Source organism: Niallia sp. XMNu-256, from assembly GCF_036670015.1.
Classification (GTDB): Bacteria; Bacillota; Bacilli; order Bacillales; family Cytobacillaceae; genus Bacillus_BD.
In genome coordinates, this window is record NZ_CP137636.1 from 1,978,439 (window position 1) to 1,994,630 (window position 16,192).

At 37.2% G+C, this 16,192-nt stretch carries 13 protein-coding genes; 10 read left to right on the forward strand and 3 right to left on the reverse strand.

Translation table 11 applies throughout. The annotated features are described in order from the left end of the window. Positions 1-765: 765 nt before the first annotated feature. The 7 genes from R4Z10_RS09995 to R4Z10_RS10025 all read left to right on the forward strand — a co-directional run bounded on the left by R4Z10_RS09995 (position 766) and on the right by R4Z10_RS10025 (position 10,280). Entirely contained in the window at positions 766-2,127 is a 1,362-nt protein-coding gene (locus tag R4Z10_RS09995) for a cytochrome ubiquinol oxidase subunit I (RefSeq protein WP_338473211.1), read from the forward strand. An 11-nt stretch (positions 2,128-2,138) separates the two neighbouring features. After that, positions 2,139-3,173: a cytochrome d ubiquinol oxidase subunit II gene (locus R4Z10_RS10000; RefSeq protein ID WP_338473018.1), complete on the forward strand. Its 1,035-nt coding sequence runs from the start codon at positions 2,139-2,141 to the stop codon at positions 3,171-3,173. Positions 3,174-3,563: 390 nt separating this feature from the next. Then, a complete protein-coding gene (locus R4Z10_RS10005) occupies positions 3,564-6,311 on the forward strand; it encodes a response regulator (protein ID WP_338473019.1) in 2,748 nt (915 codons plus the stop codon). A gap of 10 nt (positions 6,312-6,321) precedes the next feature. After that, positions 6,322-7,170: a protein-glutamate O-methyltransferase CheR gene (locus R4Z10_RS10010; protein WP_338473020.1), complete on the forward strand. Its 849-nt coding sequence runs from the start codon at positions 6,322-6,324 to the stop codon at positions 7,168-7,170. Further along, positions 7,112-8,764 carry a response regulator gene (locus R4Z10_RS10015; RefSeq protein ID WP_338473021.1) on the forward strand — a complete coding sequence of 551 codons (1,653 nt, stop codon included), beginning with the start codon at positions 7,112-7,114 and terminating at the stop codon, positions 8,762-8,764. The genes R4Z10_RS10010 and R4Z10_RS10015 overlap by 59 nt, the downstream gene beginning before the upstream one ends. A gap of 35 nt (positions 8,765-8,799) precedes the next feature. After that, the gene (locus tag R4Z10_RS10020) at positions 8,800-9,759 is read left to right on the forward strand and encodes a sugar ABC transporter substrate-binding protein (RefSeq protein WP_338473022.1); all 960 of its coding nucleotides are present in this window, start codon (positions 8,800-8,802) and stop codon (positions 9,757-9,759) included. A 356-nt stretch (positions 9,760-10,115) separates the two neighbouring features. Continuing rightward, entirely contained in the window at positions 10,116-10,280 is a 165-nt protein-coding gene (locus R4Z10_RS10025) for a hypothetical protein (RefSeq protein WP_338473023.1), read from the forward strand. 228 nt (positions 10,281-10,508) lie between these two features. Here the strand turns inward: R4Z10_RS10025 and R4Z10_RS10030 are convergent, their stop codons facing one another. Beyond that, a complete protein-coding gene (locus R4Z10_RS10030) occupies positions 10,509-10,988 on the reverse strand; it encodes an SRPBCC family protein (RefSeq protein WP_338473024.1) in 480 nt (159 codons plus the stop codon). A gap of 285 nt (positions 10,989-11,273) precedes the next feature. Here R4Z10_RS10030 and R4Z10_RS10035 point away from each other — a divergent pair, with 285 nt between their 5' ends. After that, positions 11,274-11,606, forward strand: a complete 333-nt coding sequence (locus R4Z10_RS10035) for a CBO0543 family protein (RefSeq protein ID WP_338473025.1) — start codon at positions 11,274-11,276, stop codon at positions 11,604-11,606. A gap of 138 nt (positions 11,607-11,744) precedes the next feature. Next, complete coding sequence (locus R4Z10_RS10040; protein WP_338473026.1) at positions 11,745-11,876, forward strand: DUF3934 domain-containing protein; 132 nt, start codon at positions 11,745-11,747, stop codon at positions 11,874-11,876. 117 nt (positions 11,877-11,993) lie between these two features. Here R4Z10_RS10040 and R4Z10_RS10045 read toward each other — a convergent pair whose 3' ends face one another. Then, a complete protein-coding gene (locus tag R4Z10_RS10045) occupies positions 11,994-12,845 on the reverse strand; it encodes an SDR family oxidoreductase (protein ID WP_338473027.1) in 852 nt (283 codons plus the stop codon). Positions 12,846-13,427: 582 nt separating this feature from the next. On the opposite strand from R4Z10_RS10045, the gene R4Z10_RS10050 reads away from it, so the two are divergent. Next, the gene (locus tag R4Z10_RS10050; RefSeq protein ID WP_338473212.1) at positions 13,428-14,486 is read left to right on the forward strand and encodes an acyltransferase family protein; all 1,059 of its coding nucleotides are present in this window, start codon (positions 13,428-13,430) and stop codon (positions 14,484-14,486) included. A 47-nt stretch (positions 14,487-14,533) separates the two neighbouring features. On the opposite strand, the gene purF is transcribed toward R4Z10_RS10050, so the two are convergent. Then, positions 14,534-15,958, reverse strand: a complete 1,425-nt coding sequence (purF, locus tag R4Z10_RS10055; protein ID WP_338473213.1) for an amidophosphoribosyltransferase — start codon at positions 15,956-15,958, stop codon at positions 14,534-14,536. Between the last annotated feature and the right edge of the window lie 234 nt (positions 15,959-16,192).

Consider the following 16,192-nt stretch of genomic DNA (forward strand, 5'->3'; position numbering starts at 1 on the left):
ACATATGTACAAAACAGAAATATGGGAACGGCGATCATCCATCCATTGGCGTTCGGGATGAATTTGGCTGCAAATAAACAATAAATCAGGCTACTTATATTTTGGAGAAAACAAGAGAAATAAAGTGGTTTATTTTTCTTTAGAGTGATCATTTCTGTAATGGAGAAAAATAAGGTTTGTATCAAAAAATTATCTCTGAGAATGATAAGAGTTTCCGAAAGCTGGCGGTGTTGGTCAAGATGGAAAAACGATTGTCTATAAATTTCATCTCCTCTGGTTACATTAATAGATAGAGTGATTAAAATGGATAAGAAACAAGAGAATATTAATGTACAATTAGGCGGAATGAGTCTTTTATGGGACAACTTCCAATGCTAAAGTCGGCGGGTATGAAGCTTCAGGCGATATTGAGAATGCGGGAAGATTAGATAAAGGATTCCGAAAGGGGAAGAAGACGATCTTGCTGCAGAGTCTTCACTAAAAGAAGGGGATTAAGGGGAAGATTAAAAATAAAACTTCAATCCTTTGCAAAAAAGCTTTGCTATTGAGTTGGAAAACGCCTAATTTAATGATTCTTGTCGCTTGGGAAAAGAAAGATAAGCCCAAGCGCTTTTTTATGGGGATTATTAACTAACTGGCAGGTTTATTCAACAAAAAGTAGCTACTTTTCACTTATAACCGTCCTCCAAGCTTAATTACATATTATTGAATGAATTGGGAATGATTGTTAAAAGACAACTAAAACTTGGAGAGGACGAATGGATGATGGACGATCTTTTAATAGCCCGTTCTTTATTTGGTACAACGATGGCATTTCATATTATCTTTGCAACAATAGGAGTAGGGTTGCCGTTGATGATACTGATTGCTGAGTTGCTTTACCAAAAAACGAAAGATCAAGATTATGTCGTAATGGCTAAGCGTTGGACAAAGGCATTTGCAGTCTTACTTGGAGTTGGTATCCCAACTGGTACGATTGCTGGAACCCAATTATCGTTACTTTGGCCTGGTTTTATGGAAGTCATCGGTCGGGTCATGCCGCTTCCTTTTCAAATTGAAATCTATGCCTTTTTTATAGAGGCCCTGTTTATGTCGATCTATGTTTATGCAGCAGAAAGAATCGCTCCTTGGATGAGAATCGTAAGCCTCATCCTAGTCGCTATCGGTGCATTAGCTTCAGCCGTATTGATTACGAATGTCCATGCTTTTCAGGGGACTCCTGCAGGCTTCCGATATGAGAATGGGGAATTTGTAGACATTGATCCTTGGGCTGCATTCTTTAACCCAAGCTTCTTTGTAACTGCTGGGCACGTTGCATTGTCCGCTTACGTTGTTGGAGCTTTTGTTGTATGTTCTGTTGCCGCTTTTAAAATGATGAAAAATGAATCTGGGTCTAGAATTTATCTTTTTCATCAAAAGGCATTGAAGATTGGTTTAGTGGTCGGGTGTATTTTTGCTTTCTTAACCGCACTAAATGGGCATTCTGCTGCTCAATATTTACATGAATACCAACCAGAAAAGCTAGCTGCTGCAGAGGGACTATTTGAAACTCAATCACATGCGCCACTTGCCATCGGTGGTTTTACAGATCCAGAGACGAAAGAAATAAAAGGGGCTATTGAAATCCCTTGGGCGCTAAGCTTTCTTGCTGGAAATAGCTTTGATACCGTCGTTGTTGGTTTGAATGATTTTCCTGAGGAGCTTTGGCCACCATTATTTATCCATACTCTTTTTAACGCAATGGTTGGAATTGGTTCGTTGCTTATCCTTATTCCCATACTCGTGTTTGCTTGGCATAAACTATTAAAAAAGAAGCAATATCCAAAACTCATGCTTTGGACACTCGTTACGACAGGTCCATTGGCCGTGCTTGCTATTGAATTTGGATGGATATTTGCTTGTACGGGTCGCCAGCCATGGGTGATTTACAGGATATTATCAACAGCTGAGTCAGCAACAACGGCAACGAACTTAAGTACATTATTCATCTTGTTTATTTCTGTATACATTATTTTAGCGATTGCCGTTGTGTTTGTATTGTTGTACTACTTTAGAAAAAATACAGAGTTAGATGATCTCGAGCGTGCAGAAAATAAAAATGTCCGTTTATTCAGTTCAAATTCATAGGAGGATATCCAATGACTGATGCTCTTATTGCGGTTACCGTGTTATGGGGGTTTGTCTTCATTTATGCTGTCATGGCAACGATGGATTTTGGTGCTGGTTTTTGGTCAATGATTTACATGAATCGAGAAAAAACGAAAGCAACCAATATTGCTAACAGGTATTTATCCCCGACTTGGGAAGTGACAAATACATTTATTGTTGCATTAGTTGTAGCGATCTATAGTCTTTTTCCAACTGCAGCATACACTCTAGGCACGATCCTGATTATTCCAGGAAGCATCATTTTGCTTTTACTGGCATTGCGAAGCGCATTTTTAGTATTTTCTAATATTGCCATCGAATTTAAGAAGCCATTAACGTACATATCAGGTATTACTGGCATAATCATTCCTGGTCTATTAATTAGTGTATTGCCCATTACACATGGAGAATTTGTTGATTACGGGAACGGTGCAGCGAATTTAAATTTACAGAGGCTTTTTACAAGCCCAAATGTATATGCTTTTATTGGTTTTGCTATCAGCAGTACTCTTTTTCTCTCATCTTTATTGTTAGCGGATTACTCGAAAGCATCGAATGAAATGAAGGCCTATCAAATATATCTTCGCGATGGGAAAATATTAGGACCCATAACCTTACTAATGGCCTTTCTCATTATGCTTACATTACCAAATGAGGCTGAGTGGTTATACAATCGAATGATGGACGACTTTCCATTATTATTTCTCTCAGTTGGCTTCTTTTTGATTATAGGGATTGGATTATATGCCCCTTCTCCTTTTCAGAAGGGAGTCAAGGGGATGCCAAGACTCTCTGTAATTGCAGTAACAATCCAATACCTCATTGCAAGTTATGTATATGGAAAAGCACATTTGCCGTATATCATCTACCCTAATGTGACCATTCACTCGGCTTTTACAGACCCTAATTCATTTAGAGCTGTATTTATTACCTATATAATCGGATTTGCGATTCTCTTTCCTGGCTTTATTTACTTTTGGAGTATTTTTATGAATGATAAAAGATATTTACGGCAAAAGCAGTAATTGGTATATACGACAAAGAAATTTGTGGAAGATTCATTTTAATAAAAGCATCATATCAGCATCAAGTTGTGTAGGTATATGTATAAGAACGATTAGTATGAAAAACGAATAAATATCAGCCACACGTTTTGTAAAAAATGTTGTGGCTTATTTAATTAATCGACAAGTCCCTGTGACTACGGTTGATAAATCCGAGTCATTATCTCTAAAATTGTTATAAAAGCAAAAAATGTGATGAATCTTCTGCATATTATGATATTATAGTAAAAAAACACTATTCATTCGAACATTCGGTTTTTTTTCAGTTAATTACATAATCATGTGTGCATAGATACAATGTTCAGATTAAAAGAGTAGAATTCTCTTATTATATGTATTGCGGGGTGTAAAATGAAATTTAAAATAAAGCTATATGCGAGCATTGGTGCGATCATATTGCTTATTTCAATTAGTGTTATTTATTTAATGAATTTGCTTGAACAATCCATGGTTAATATGCATGTAGTCGTCAATGACCTATATGAACGAATTGAAATTGCAACTGACATTAAGAATGAAACAGATGTTTTCACACGAGTTGGCAAGGAAATGATTGATAATTCGTTGGTGGAGCTTGATGCAACAAGAGTAAATCATTGGGAAAGGTCAAACTTGGCAATTAATCAAAAGATCGAGCTTTTAAAAGACAAGGACAAACAAGATATTTCGAAGGAGTTACTAGAAAAATATCGAATCTTGCTTCAATCCTATAACGAATCGATTCAGCATGGGGTCACCATGAAATCCATTGATCAAAATGTAGAAATCGACCAAAAGCTTTTTGATGACCTTGATCTTAAAAGGGAAAGAATGCTGCAAGTGACCAACCTTCTTGTGGGGTTACAGGAACAGGAAATGAAAAATGAACTTCTTACATCAAGAGAAACTTACAATGTTGCAGTATCAACGATTTATATTTATCTTGCTCTTACAATCATTGTAGGTGCTGGTTTAGTAATATTGCTGATTAGTCGAATGACAAAGAATCTTCACTATGTAACATCTGTTATGGAAGGAATTCGTGAAAGCAATGCTGAACAATTGCCGAGGATCGAGCTTTCCACGAATGATGAGATTGGTTCCATTGCCAATGCGTATAATAAGATGGTTTCTGAACTTGAAATTCATAGTCAACACGAAAAGAAATTGCTAGAGGAAGCGGAAGAACAGAGCTGGCGACAAACGCAAATTACAGAAATCGTTCGGATGTACCCAGAGGCAAAGGATTTAAATATGTTGGCTCAAGGGTTTATGTCAAAGATCGTCCCAATGGTAGCTGCTAGTTTTGGTGCTTTTTATATAAAAAGTTCTGAAGAAGAAGAAACGCTTTTAAAAAGATTAGCAACTTACGCCTTACCAAGGGACGATAAGAGATATGAATCTTTCCGACTTGGAGAAGGACTTGTTGGTCAATGTGCACTTGAAAAGAAGCCGATTCTATTAAATGATGTACCCGATAATTATTTAAAAATTCGTTCAGGAATAGGAGAAAGCACGCCAACTAGCATTATTATTTTTCCTATATTATATGAAGGGGAAACGCTGGCTGTTATTGAAATCGCCTCCTTTGAATCCTTCATGGACAGTCACATAAAGCTTCTCAGGGAAGTGGTAGGAACATTTGGAATTGCAATCAATAGTATTTCAAATCATATGAAAGCAGAAAGGTTATTACAAGAATCACAAAGCTTAACAGAGGAACTACAAGTCCAATCTGAGGAACTGCAGTTGCAGCAGGAAGAATTAAGAACAACGAATGAAAAGCTTGAAGAACAGTACACTGCTTCTGAGCAAAAGAAAAAGGAACTAGAGAAAGTAAAGTTGGCATTGGAAGAAAAGGCTCAGCAATTAGAAGTGAGCTCCCACTATAAATCTGAATTTCTAGCTAATATGTCTCATGAGCTTCGAACCCCATTGAATAGTTTACTGATACTGGCGCAAATCCTTACTGAAAACAGCGAAGGCAATTTGACAGAAAAGCAACAAGAATACATTCGTACCATCTATACTTCCGGAAATGATCTTCTGCTGCTAATCAATGATATTTTAGACTTGGCTAAGGTAGAGTCGGGAAAATTAGAGATCATTCACAATGAGGTGAACTTAGACGAGGTTAAGGAACAATTGATGATGCATTTTCTGCCAGTAGCGAGGCAAAAAGGCTTAGAATTTACGATTCAATGGGATGCAGATACTCAACAAAGTTTATACAGTGATCAGCATCGTTTGCTTCAAATATTAAATAATTTCTTGTCTAATTCCTTTAAATTTACAGAGCAGGGAAATGTAACCCTTGATATTCATCATGAAAGTAAAGATATTGTTCCGAGAGGTCAAGGGGCTGACCATACGTCTGAATTCCTGGCATTCTCTGTGGTTGATACAGGGATTGGCATCCCGAAAGAAAAGCAGGAAGCCATCTTTGAAGTGTTTAGACAAGCAGATGGAACGACGAGCCGAAAGTACGGCGGCACGGGGTTAGGACTCGCCATTTGCCGTGAATTGGCCAGTTTGTTAGGAGGTTTCATCGAGTTATCCAGTAGTGAAGGAAAAGGCAGCAAGTTTACTCTTTATTTGCCGATCCAACCACCGAACAGACAAATCGAAATGTTGGAGTCTTTTGAGGAAGCGGCAGTAAGTCTCGAAGATGATGATTATTCATTTGATTTATTGAGTGAGGAACCTACTAGCCTAACGGAACAGGAAAACTCATTTTTACAAAATAAAAAAGTGCTGATTATTGATGATGATTTCCGTAATGTATACGCATTAACGATTGCACTCGAAAAGGTAGGGATGGAAATTATCGCAGCGGAGAATGGATATGAAGGAATTGATATGCTGCAGAAAAATCCGGACGCGGATATCGTCCTAATGGATATTATGATGCCTGAGATGGACGGATTTGAGGCCATTAAAAGAATTAGGCAAATGCCGAGCTATCAGTCTTTGCCCATCATTGCTCTTACAGCAAAGGCGATGAAGAAGAGCAGAGAAGAATGTTTAGAAGCAGGGGCAAATGATTATATCAGTAAGCCAATTAATATTGATCAATTATTCTCACTCATGAATGTGTGGTTGTATCAAAAGAGAGGATAAGGGATAAAACATGGATATCATGACGCATGAACAAGTACAAAAAGAAGAAATCGAACAGATTGAAGCCGATATGTTGCTCGAGTCTATTTACCGCTGTTATGGATATGATTTCAGAAATTACTCGAAGCCATTTATATTGAGAAGACTTCTAAATCGAGTTCATAAGGAAAATGCAGCAAGCATTTCAGCGCTTCAAGAAAGGGTCCTGCGTAACCCGATGTTAATGAAAGAAATAGCCTCTGATCTGTCTATAAATGTAACCGAGATGTTTCGTGATCCGTCATTTTTTCAAACATTTCGGCAAAAGATCATTCCCATTGTAAAAGAGTACGCGGAGATTCGAATTTGGCATGCGGGTTGTGCCAGTGGTGAAGAAGTTTATTCAATGGCCATTCTTTTGCAAGAAGAGGGAGTTTATGAGAAAGCGAGAATCTTTGCTACCGATATTAATGGAAGAATGATCCAACAGGCAAAGAAAGGGGCTTTCTGTTTAGCAAATATGCAGCAGTACACAAAAAACTATATGGAAGCCGGTGGAACTAAATCCTTTTCAGAATATTATAAGGTGGCAGGCGGACAGGCCGTTTTTAATCCGCTACTGCAGAAAAACATTGTTTTTGCCGAGCATAATTTAGTGACAGATACCTCATTTAATGAGTTTGATATTATCATCTGTCGAAATGTATTAATTTATTTTAATCAGACCTTACAAAACGAGGTTCATAAGCTATTTTATGAAAGTCTTAGTTTATACGGTTTTCTATGTTTAGGCAAAAGAGAGGGGGTTCGACTTACTACTTATGGAAAATTCTATGATGAAACTGACGCAACAGAAAAACTATACCGAAAAATCCAATAACACCGTCTCAAAAAATGTAAACATTTTAATGGTTGATGATCATCCAGAGAATTTACTTGCGCTAGAGGCAGTGCTTTCATCCCCTAACTATCAATTAGTCAGTGCAACATCAGGAAAAGAGGCATTGAAATACCTCATCAAGCAAGAATTTGCCGTGATCTTGCTTGATGTACAAATGCCTGGGTTAAATGGCTTTGAAACAGCAAAATTGATTCGCGCACGGGAAAAAACGAAGCATACACCGATTATTTTCATTACTGCGATTAGCCAAGATCGGGAAAATGTTCAACGTGGTTACTCTGTAGGGGCCATTGATTATATTTTTAAACCCTTTCATCCTGAAACATTAAAACAGAAAATCGAAAAGTTTGTTGAAATCCATCAGAAATATGAAGAAAAGATTAGCCACACAGAAGAGCAGTATTCCATGGAACTAGAGGAAATAAGAAGGGAACAATTCATTGATTTAGAAAAAATGGTGGAGGAACGAACATTCGAGTTTCTATCAGCCAATGAAAAGTTAAAACAAGAAATTAAGGAGCGGAAAAAGATTGCCGAACACCTCCTCGCATCCCAAGAACGTTTTCGCAAGGTTTTTCATGCCAGTCCGAATTTAATGGCGATTGTTTCTACAAAAGATGAAACGTATATCGATGTGAATACAAGCTGGCTACAGTATACAGGATACCTTTACGATGATTTAAATAATCAAAGATTTCACTTAGCTCAATTTGTAGAAGAGGAAACAGAGAATCCAATCCGTTTAGAGCAACCCATTCGAAATATGAAAATTCAATATCGGACGAAAAAAGGGGATAAACGCTCTGGTTTACTATCATCGGAAATGATAGATATCGATTCCGAACCTTGTATTCTATTAGTATTAACTGATATTACGGAAAAGGTTCTTCTTGAAAAAGGAATATCCCGGCTCGACCAATTAAATTTAATCGGAGAAATGGCAGCCGGAATTGCTCATGAAATTCGAAATCCGATGACAACGGTTTATGGATTTCTTCAAATTGCAAAGGGTGGACAAGTATCAAATGAGTATATTGATTTGATGTTAGCTGAATTAGATAGGGCCAATTCCATTATTACCGAGTTTCTAAATTTGGCTAAAAATAAGGTTAGCCATAAAAAGATGTATGAGTTAAATGCCATCATTGAATCTTTATTTCCGTTAATGCAAGCGGAGGCCCTACGTTCCGGCAAACAGGTCGTCCTTCAACTAGACCCAAATTGTACGGATATTTTTATCGATGAAAAAGAAATTCGGCAATTAATATTAAATATCGCTTTAAATGGATTTGATGCGATGACAAGTGGCGGAAAACTAACTATTGGAACATACAATGATGAACACGCTGTCATTTTAACCATCCGTGATACCGGACCGGGAATTAGCCCTGAGGTGCTTGAGAAAATGGGCACGCCGTTTTTTACAACAAAGGACAATGGGACAGGTTTGGGGTTGGCCATCTGTTTCAGCATTGCGAAGCGTCATGGAGCAGATATTAATATCGACACCAGTCCTAATGGTACAACCTTCTCAATTCGCTTTACAAAAAATAGCGAAAAGGGTTTTGCGTAATTGGACTTAATTAGTAGAGGGAAGGCGGAGTTCTTATGTCCAGAAAAAGAAAGCTATGGTTTATTACCGTCTTGGCCTTATGCATCGTTATTTCAGGTACGTTTATTTATAAGCAATTTATTAAAGACAAACCAAAAGTTGTTGTTATTTTAATGGATTCTAATTATGAATATTGGGATATTGTCAGTGCAGGTGCTGAAAAAGGCTTTAAAGACTTTGAAATGAACGGCAAGGTTGTTGCCCCTAAAAATGGAACGGTGAAAGAACAGATCGAGCTTTTAGATGAGGCTTTAAAAGAAAAGCCGGATGCATTAGTTATTGCCCCAGCGCATTCGGATATTTTTCCAAAACTAGAGGAGTTTCACACAGCGGATATTCCTATCTTTTTCATCCAGACAGATGAAAAATGGGATAAGAAAACGGCCTATATTGGAACCGATAACTTTGAATTAGGAGAAAAGGAAGGAATCTTAATGGCTTCCCAGCTCCAGCCAGGGGAAAAAGTAGTCCTTCTTGGTAGACAGATGAAGTTTGAATCCGAACGATTAGCAGGTGCAAGAGCAAGTTTGGAAGGGGCTGGTATCCAAATCGTTGCGGAATACAATCAGTTATCAGAGAGTATTGATAATTTAAATGAGGTTGCTAAAGTGATGAACTCGATTCTGCAGGAACACCCGGACCTTAAAGGAGTTGTCACCTCAACTGATTATGTAGCACTTCCCGCTATAAAAGTGGTACAAGAACTAGGGGTCGATGTACCTGTTATGGGAACAGGAGGCATATTAGAGATGCTTCAATTTGTTAAAGAAGGTGTAGTCCCGATAACCATCTCGCTAAATCCGTATGATATGGGTTACTTAAGCGTGGAAACTTCTGCAAGGGTGGTCAATGGAGAAAAGGTAGATAAAGAGATATACACTGGAATTGATATCGTTACAAAAGGGAACGCAGAACAAAGATTAACATTTTATCAAAAAGTAATAAAAGGCAACTAATCTTCTTGGTTAGTTGCTTATTTAATTTACATTTCTAATTTTTTGGTGTGTCTCGTGAATTTAGAAATCCTTTTAACTTAGGATAAGGTCATATTTTGCCCTTTTACAAATAAATTTCAAACCCGGTTCGGATTTTCATGAAATACGAGAAAAATCTAAACTTTAACAATGAGAATATAGAGCTAACAATATGACAGTGTTTTATATATTTATGAATAGTATGTCCTATGAGAAAAGAATGAATTTACTTAAAAGTCAGACTATTTTGCTTTTTAGTGACAAATGTTACATCCCTAAATCGAATAATTGTTTTAACATAAGACTAAATAAAAAAAGAAAGAGGAGTTGTTACGGTTATGAAAAATATCGTTAACCTAAGTTTAGAAGAATTGGATAGACGCATCATTCATTTTGAGGAACGCCTTATGGACTTTATTATATGCGAAGACCAAATCGAGTTTATTAAAGAAATGTTAAGAGAGCTAAAGAATGCGAGGGAAATAAAGACCGGGTCACTGTGACGTCCCGAAAAATCTTGTTTCACAGAAATGTTTCACAGAAAAGCTAAGACAAGAATTATATACAGCAATGACTTTTCGCATTTTATAAAATTGTTATAGCGACAAAGGGAGTAAGGTCCAAGAGTGGCAAACAATAAAAACATCTCTAGCAAATACTGTGCAATAGCATTCTGTTGGTGCCTCAACTAACAACAAACAGTGGGGAATATATCCCACTGTTTGTTCCATTTAACGAGCTATCTTAAATAATTGACTATAGATTTGACGAAGCTTTGATGAATTCTCATGCCATTTAATTGGTTCACCCTTAACGATTTGAACCAATACATCTAGGCATCTATGCCATCCTGCAGCGGTATGAATTGCCCAAGAATCATCGTCGAAAGTATGGGTAAAGATCATTCGGCAACCTTTATCCTCACCCTGCAATGAAATGTTTACTAGATCATCCACCTCGCGGAAACCAAACAAATAGGGCTGTTCTAACTCTGTGATGATACCAGTATATGTCGTCCCTTCCCCATCATCGAAGGCAATCTTGCCACCAAGTCTGAGATCCATCTCCCCTGTAGCAAAAGGGTACCATTGGGAGAAGGAATTAGGATCTGTAATTACAAGGAAAACATCTTCTAGATTATGAGAAAATAATCGTTCGAACTTTAAAACATAACGACCGTTTGCCTCATGTAGTGTACCATAGTCATTCATCATTTCATCCTCCTTTTCTTATCCTTGAATTCTTACTATTCGTCGCTGTTTCTAAAAACAAATTAAAGTTGTTTAGACTCAAGAAAGATCTACAATTTCATTTTGATGTTTTTATTGTACCAAACATTTAAATAAGATGAGTGGACCGCTGTGACGACCTGAATAATAGAGATTGAGGATTCAACAGGGGCTGTCACTATTTAATAATGATGGAAGAGATGATAGTAATCGTAGTGAATATCATTAAATCAATATCGTCATGATAGTTATTGTGGTTTCGGTCGGATGCTAAATACAATCGCAGTAATCACTGAATCGACAAGGCATTATAATTATGATGTCCTTCCTTTCATTCCTTCATATCTTCTTTGGGATTTTTCACTATTACCAGTGATTACGATGTTTCTAATTCAGATGAAGCCACATTCCATTCCGTACATAAAAGCCTTAATTTTTGCAGGGGGAAGTGCATTTGTGGGTGAACCAACCTTTAAATGGTTAAAGACATATGACCCAGAGAACTGGAAATATATCTATTCATTTCCAATTTTATATATCATTTATTTTATTGCACATTCTATTAGTAATAAAAATGGATTTGATAAACTTAAAAAGTAAGTTTATACAAACATCATACAAATAATTCGATAGCGGTAGCCCTTTTAAGTAAAATAGGGTATTCTGAATGAATTAGTCGAAAATATGAAAGAACTAACCATAGAAGGTGAATGGGTATAATAGTAACGGAGTGATGATATGACAAAAGCTAAAGCGAAAAGCGGAATAGGTAGAGGGACCGGAAAGAAAGGCTGGAATCGTTGGCAGGCGAGTGCCAACCGATCCAAAAGTGCTAAACCATATAAAAGCAAAGGTACAAAAAAAGTGTAACATGGGGAGGTATCCCATGTTTCAAAACTTCCTTTTGAAACAGAGATGCCTCTCTTGGATTCTGCTGGAATTAAAAGAAAAAAATACATCTACATCTTTTGAATCAAGAGTCTCCCTTTATTCCTTCAATTTATAATTTAAAATCATTCGCAACATCCATTTTTCAATCAACCTCCAAGGCAGTACATTTTTTAAAAGTAGATTACGCTTCACTCCAACTCCAATCGGGTATCGAAAATGGGGTTTTTTCGTTTGGGAGGCAATCTTAGCAATTAATTTTGCGACATCAGTCGGATCCCCATATTTACTTTTGCTCGAATTCATTATGGATAAAAGGGAAGTCATATATGTTTGATACGCGGTATCTTTCTTTCGTTCGATTGCATCCACGGCACTCCAAATATTCGTCTGATAAGAGCCGGGTTCAATTAAAATCACATCAATGCCAAAGGGTTGAACCTCAAGAGACAGACTTTCGCTAAAGCCTTCAAGTGCATGTTTGGAGGCTACATAAGGGGAGAGACCTGGGAACCCCATTTTGCCACTAATGCTGCTCATATTAATAATTCTTCCACTTCTTTGTGTGCGCATCAGCGGAAGAATGGCTTGTGTAACAGCAATCACGCCAAAAAAATTCGTCTCAAATTGGGCTCTATAGTCATCCACTGAAATATCTTCATGAAATCCACCAATCGCGAGGCCTGCATTATTGACCAATACATCAATCGATGAAAATTGAAGACAATACTCTTTAAAAACGTGAATCGATTCCTTGGACGTTACATCAAGCTCGTGCAATGTAATGAAATCCCGTACCTTTTCTTGGCTGCTCTTTTCAATTAAAAGTTCAGATTTATGTAAATCTCTCATAGTAGCAATCACATCAAATCCACTTTTCGCTAATTCAATGACGGTTAATAATCCGAAACCACTGGAAGCCCCGGTAACTATTGCGACTTTTTTCTTCATTATAATCTCCTCAAACCATCTATTTATAGGGTAATCAGGCTTAACGGGCGGTGAAACTACCACCCAAGAATCTGAAGATAGGTGGGGATCAACTGCCCATAAAAAAGGTCCGAAAGTTCAATACAGCCTAAATAGGCTTACGGAAACGTTACGTGACCAGCAAACTGCAGGCAGGGAGCTTTCCAACAGTGGAAGTGTTAGAAAACGCATCTGATGGAAGTTTCCCTCTATATTAACAGCAATTAAAACAAATATCTTTTAGATTGTTCACACCATTTTCATCATGTGCAAAATACACACTTTAAGCAAAAGATACGGCTGCCCGTTAAATTCTTCTAGATTTAAATCGATCACACCCAACAAAGTCACCGGGACGCCTTTAAAAGTTGTGACGTCCCGAAAAAAATGCCCACTCTAACATGTTTAAAATGTATATTACAATGTTAAGTTTAGTGACAGGGTGCTGACATAGAGTTAAAGGTTGGTTACAAATCGGTTAAATCCCTTTTAATACTAGTAGATAAAGGGTATATATAAACATAAAAACTACATTATAACCTGGTCAATATGAAATGGGGGATAATTATGAAAGTTAGAGATGCGTATTATGATAATGCAAGATTTTTGTTAATTTTTCTAGTAGTATTGGGGCATTTTATTCAGTCTTATATTCACGATAATAAGTTTATTTTTAGTCTGTATACTACGATTTATTTATTTCATATGCCGGCCTTTATTTTGATCTCTGGCTATTTTGCAAAAGGGTTTAACCGGAAAGGGTATTTGGGAAAATTGGTAAAAAAATTGATTGGTCCATATCTTATTTTTCAGGGGATTTATTCGTTTTATTATTATTTCCTCCAAGATAAACCTCTTTCAAATTTAGATCCGTTAAACCCACAATGGTCACTTTGGTTTTTATTGAGTTTATTTTTCTGGAATCTATTACTATTCGTGTTTACAAAATGGAATATGAAATTTAGTATTCTTTTTGCTTTTTTCCTCGGAGTTTTAGTAGGTTACTTTGATATCATTAACTCTTATCTAAGTTTGTCTAGGACCATTGTATTTTTTCCTTTGTTTCTCTTGGGCTTTTATTTTAAAAAAGAGCATTTCACGAAGCTTCGAAATCATAAGATTCAATTCATGTCCATGTTATTTTTCATTGGCTTCTTCATCGTAATTTATATTGGTCCAGAATTTGAATATAAATGGCTGTTCGGTTCAAAACCATTCCAAGTTCTAGGTCAAGAAGGATTAAAGGCAGGACTGATCCGTTTGACGATTTATGGATTAACACTATTAGCGATTGTAAGCTTCCTAGCTCTTGTACCAAAAAAGAATTTGTTTTTCACAAAATGGGGGACAAGAACGATTTATATTTATCTCCTCCATGGATTTTTCATTCAATATTTTAGGAATAGTGAATGGGTAAACTTAATCAATAAACCTTGGCAAATCTCTTTGCTCATCCTTGCTACTTTTATATTAACTGCCTTCTTAGCAAGTAATTTCACAAAAAAGGTTACACAACCTCTCATTGAATTTCGAATCCCACAACGGTTTTTAGACGCTTATAATTCAGTAAAACATACAATAGGAAAAAAGAAAATGGAAGAGGGGAAAATTCCACATATATAGCAGAAGGTAAACTAAGGAGGACTCTAAAGCGTCCTCCTGTTTATTCTTTATAACTTTTTTGGTTCTTCTATAGATTTCAGATAGTCTGCTTCATAGTCATACAATGGGGTTGGGTATTCTCCTGTGAAATATGACATGCATAAACCTTTGTAGGGGGCATCGAAGTTCAATCCAATTGAATCTACCGTTCCAGTAACGCTTAGGAAAGCTAGGCTATCCGCACCAATTATTTTTTTAATTTCTTCAATGGAGTGATCCGCTGCAATCAAATCTTTCCGGTTTTGAAGGTCAATTCCATAAAAGTCTGGATAACGAAAAGGCGGGGAAGCAATTCTCACATGCACCTCAGTTGCTCCAGCATCGCGTAGCAACTGGACGATGTGTTTACTCGTTGTTCCTCGAACGATCGAATCATCGACCATGACAACTCTTTTCCCTTTGACAACCCCACTAACAGCTGATAGTTTCATGCGTACTCCTAACTCACGTAATTCTTGGGTGGGAAGAATGAATGTTCTAGCGATGTACTGATTCTTAATTAACCCCATTTCATTTGGAATCCCACTTTGTTCGGCATAACCGCTTGCGGCTGATAAAGAAGAGTTAGGCACACCCACAACGATATCTGCTTCTGCTGGCGCTTCTACAGCTAACGTACGTCCCATATTTTTACGTGCTGTATGTACGTTGACACCGGCGATGTTGGAATCTGGTCGTGCAAAGTAGATAAACTCCATTGAACAGATCGACATCGTTGTTTCTTCCGTGTATTTTTCGATTTGGTATCCATCATCGTTTACGATCACCATTTCTCCAGGCTCAACGGAACGAATAAACTTGGCACCGACAACATCCAATGCACATGTTTCACTTGCAAGCACATAAGCACCGTTGGACATCTGTCCGATGATCAGCGGTCTAAACCCATTAGGATCTAGTGCACCAATCATTTCGTTTGGTGTTAGAATCAAAAAAGTAAAAGCTCCTTTGATTTTATTCAAGCTTTCCTTCATTCGCTCTTTTAAGGTGTCTTTTTTACTGCGCCGGATTAAATGCATCAAAATCTCAGTGTCTGAATTCGAAGAAAAAATGGCTCCATGATCTTCTAATTCTATTCGTAATGTAGTCCCATTAATAAGATGACCATTATTGGCTAACGCAAATTCTTCATCATGAAATTGAAATAAGAACGGTTGAATATTTTCCATTCCATTCTTATCAGCCGCACCATACCGTACATGACCAATTGCCGTTTCACCTTTTAAACGATTGAATTGACGTTCGTCTTTAAATACATCGGTTAGAAGTCCTACCCCACGATGCCCATTTAACTTTCCTTTATCACTCGCAACGATTCCTGCGCCTTCTTGTCCTCTGTGTTGTAAACTATGTAATCCAAAGTAGCATAAGCGTGCCGCGTCTGGAATTCCCCAGACACCAAATACCCCACACTCTTCGTTTAAGCTTTTGATCAAGGTGTAGCCCCCTTCGAAATAATATACTAATAAAATATATTTCTGTATGACGGTGCAAAGTAACAATAAAACGTTTATACTAGTTATTGGGAATAGGACCTTCTTTTTCAACCGAATAACGATATGGTCAGGCTCACAGTAAGACTGAAGGGTCGCTAATATTGATTATGGAAAAATAGTTAATTCCAAATATTCTTTTCACATGAATCATTTGTCCAAACATATGCACAA

Bases quoted from the DNA above. Each gene is read 5' to 3' on its own strand.
- R4Z10_RS09995 (WP_338473211.1), top strand. From the start codon at position 766: ATGGACGATCTTTTAATAGCCCGTTCTTTATTTGGTACAACGATGGCA.
- R4Z10_RS10000 (WP_338473018.1), top strand. From the start codon at position 2,139: ATGACTGATGCTCTTATTGCGGTTACCGTGTTATGGGGGTTTGTCTTC.
- R4Z10_RS10005 (WP_338473019.1), top strand. From the start codon at position 3,564: ATGAAATTTAAAATAAAGCTATATGCGAGCATTGGTGCGATCATATTG.
- R4Z10_RS10010 (WP_338473020.1), top strand. From the start codon at position 6,322: ATGGATATCATGACGCATGAACAAGTACAAAAAGAAGAAATCGAACAG.
- R4Z10_RS10015 (WP_338473021.1), top strand. From the start codon at position 7,112: ATGGAAAATTCTATGATGAAACTGACGCAACAGAAAAACTATACCGAA.
- R4Z10_RS10020 (WP_338473022.1), top strand. From the start codon at position 8,800: ATGTCCAGAAAAAGAAAGCTATGGTTTATTACCGTCTTGGCCTTATGC.
- R4Z10_RS10025 (WP_338473023.1), top strand. From the start codon at position 10,116: ATGAAAAATATCGTTAACCTAAGTTTAGAAGAATTGGATAGACGCATC.
- R4Z10_RS10030 (WP_338473024.1), bottom strand. From the start codon at position 10,988: ATGAATGACTATGGTACACTACATGAGGCAAACGGTCGTTATGTTTTA.
- R4Z10_RS10035 (WP_338473025.1), top strand. From the start codon at position 11,274: ATGCTAAATACAATCGCAGTAATCACTGAATCGACAAGGCATTATAAT.
- R4Z10_RS10040 (WP_338473026.1), top strand. From the start codon at position 11,745: ATGACAAAAGCTAAAGCGAAAAGCGGAATAGGTAGAGGGACCGGAAAG.
- R4Z10_RS10045 (WP_338473027.1), bottom strand. From the start codon at position 12,845: ATGAAGAAAAAAGTCGCAATAGTTACCGGGGCTTCCAGTGGTTTCGGA.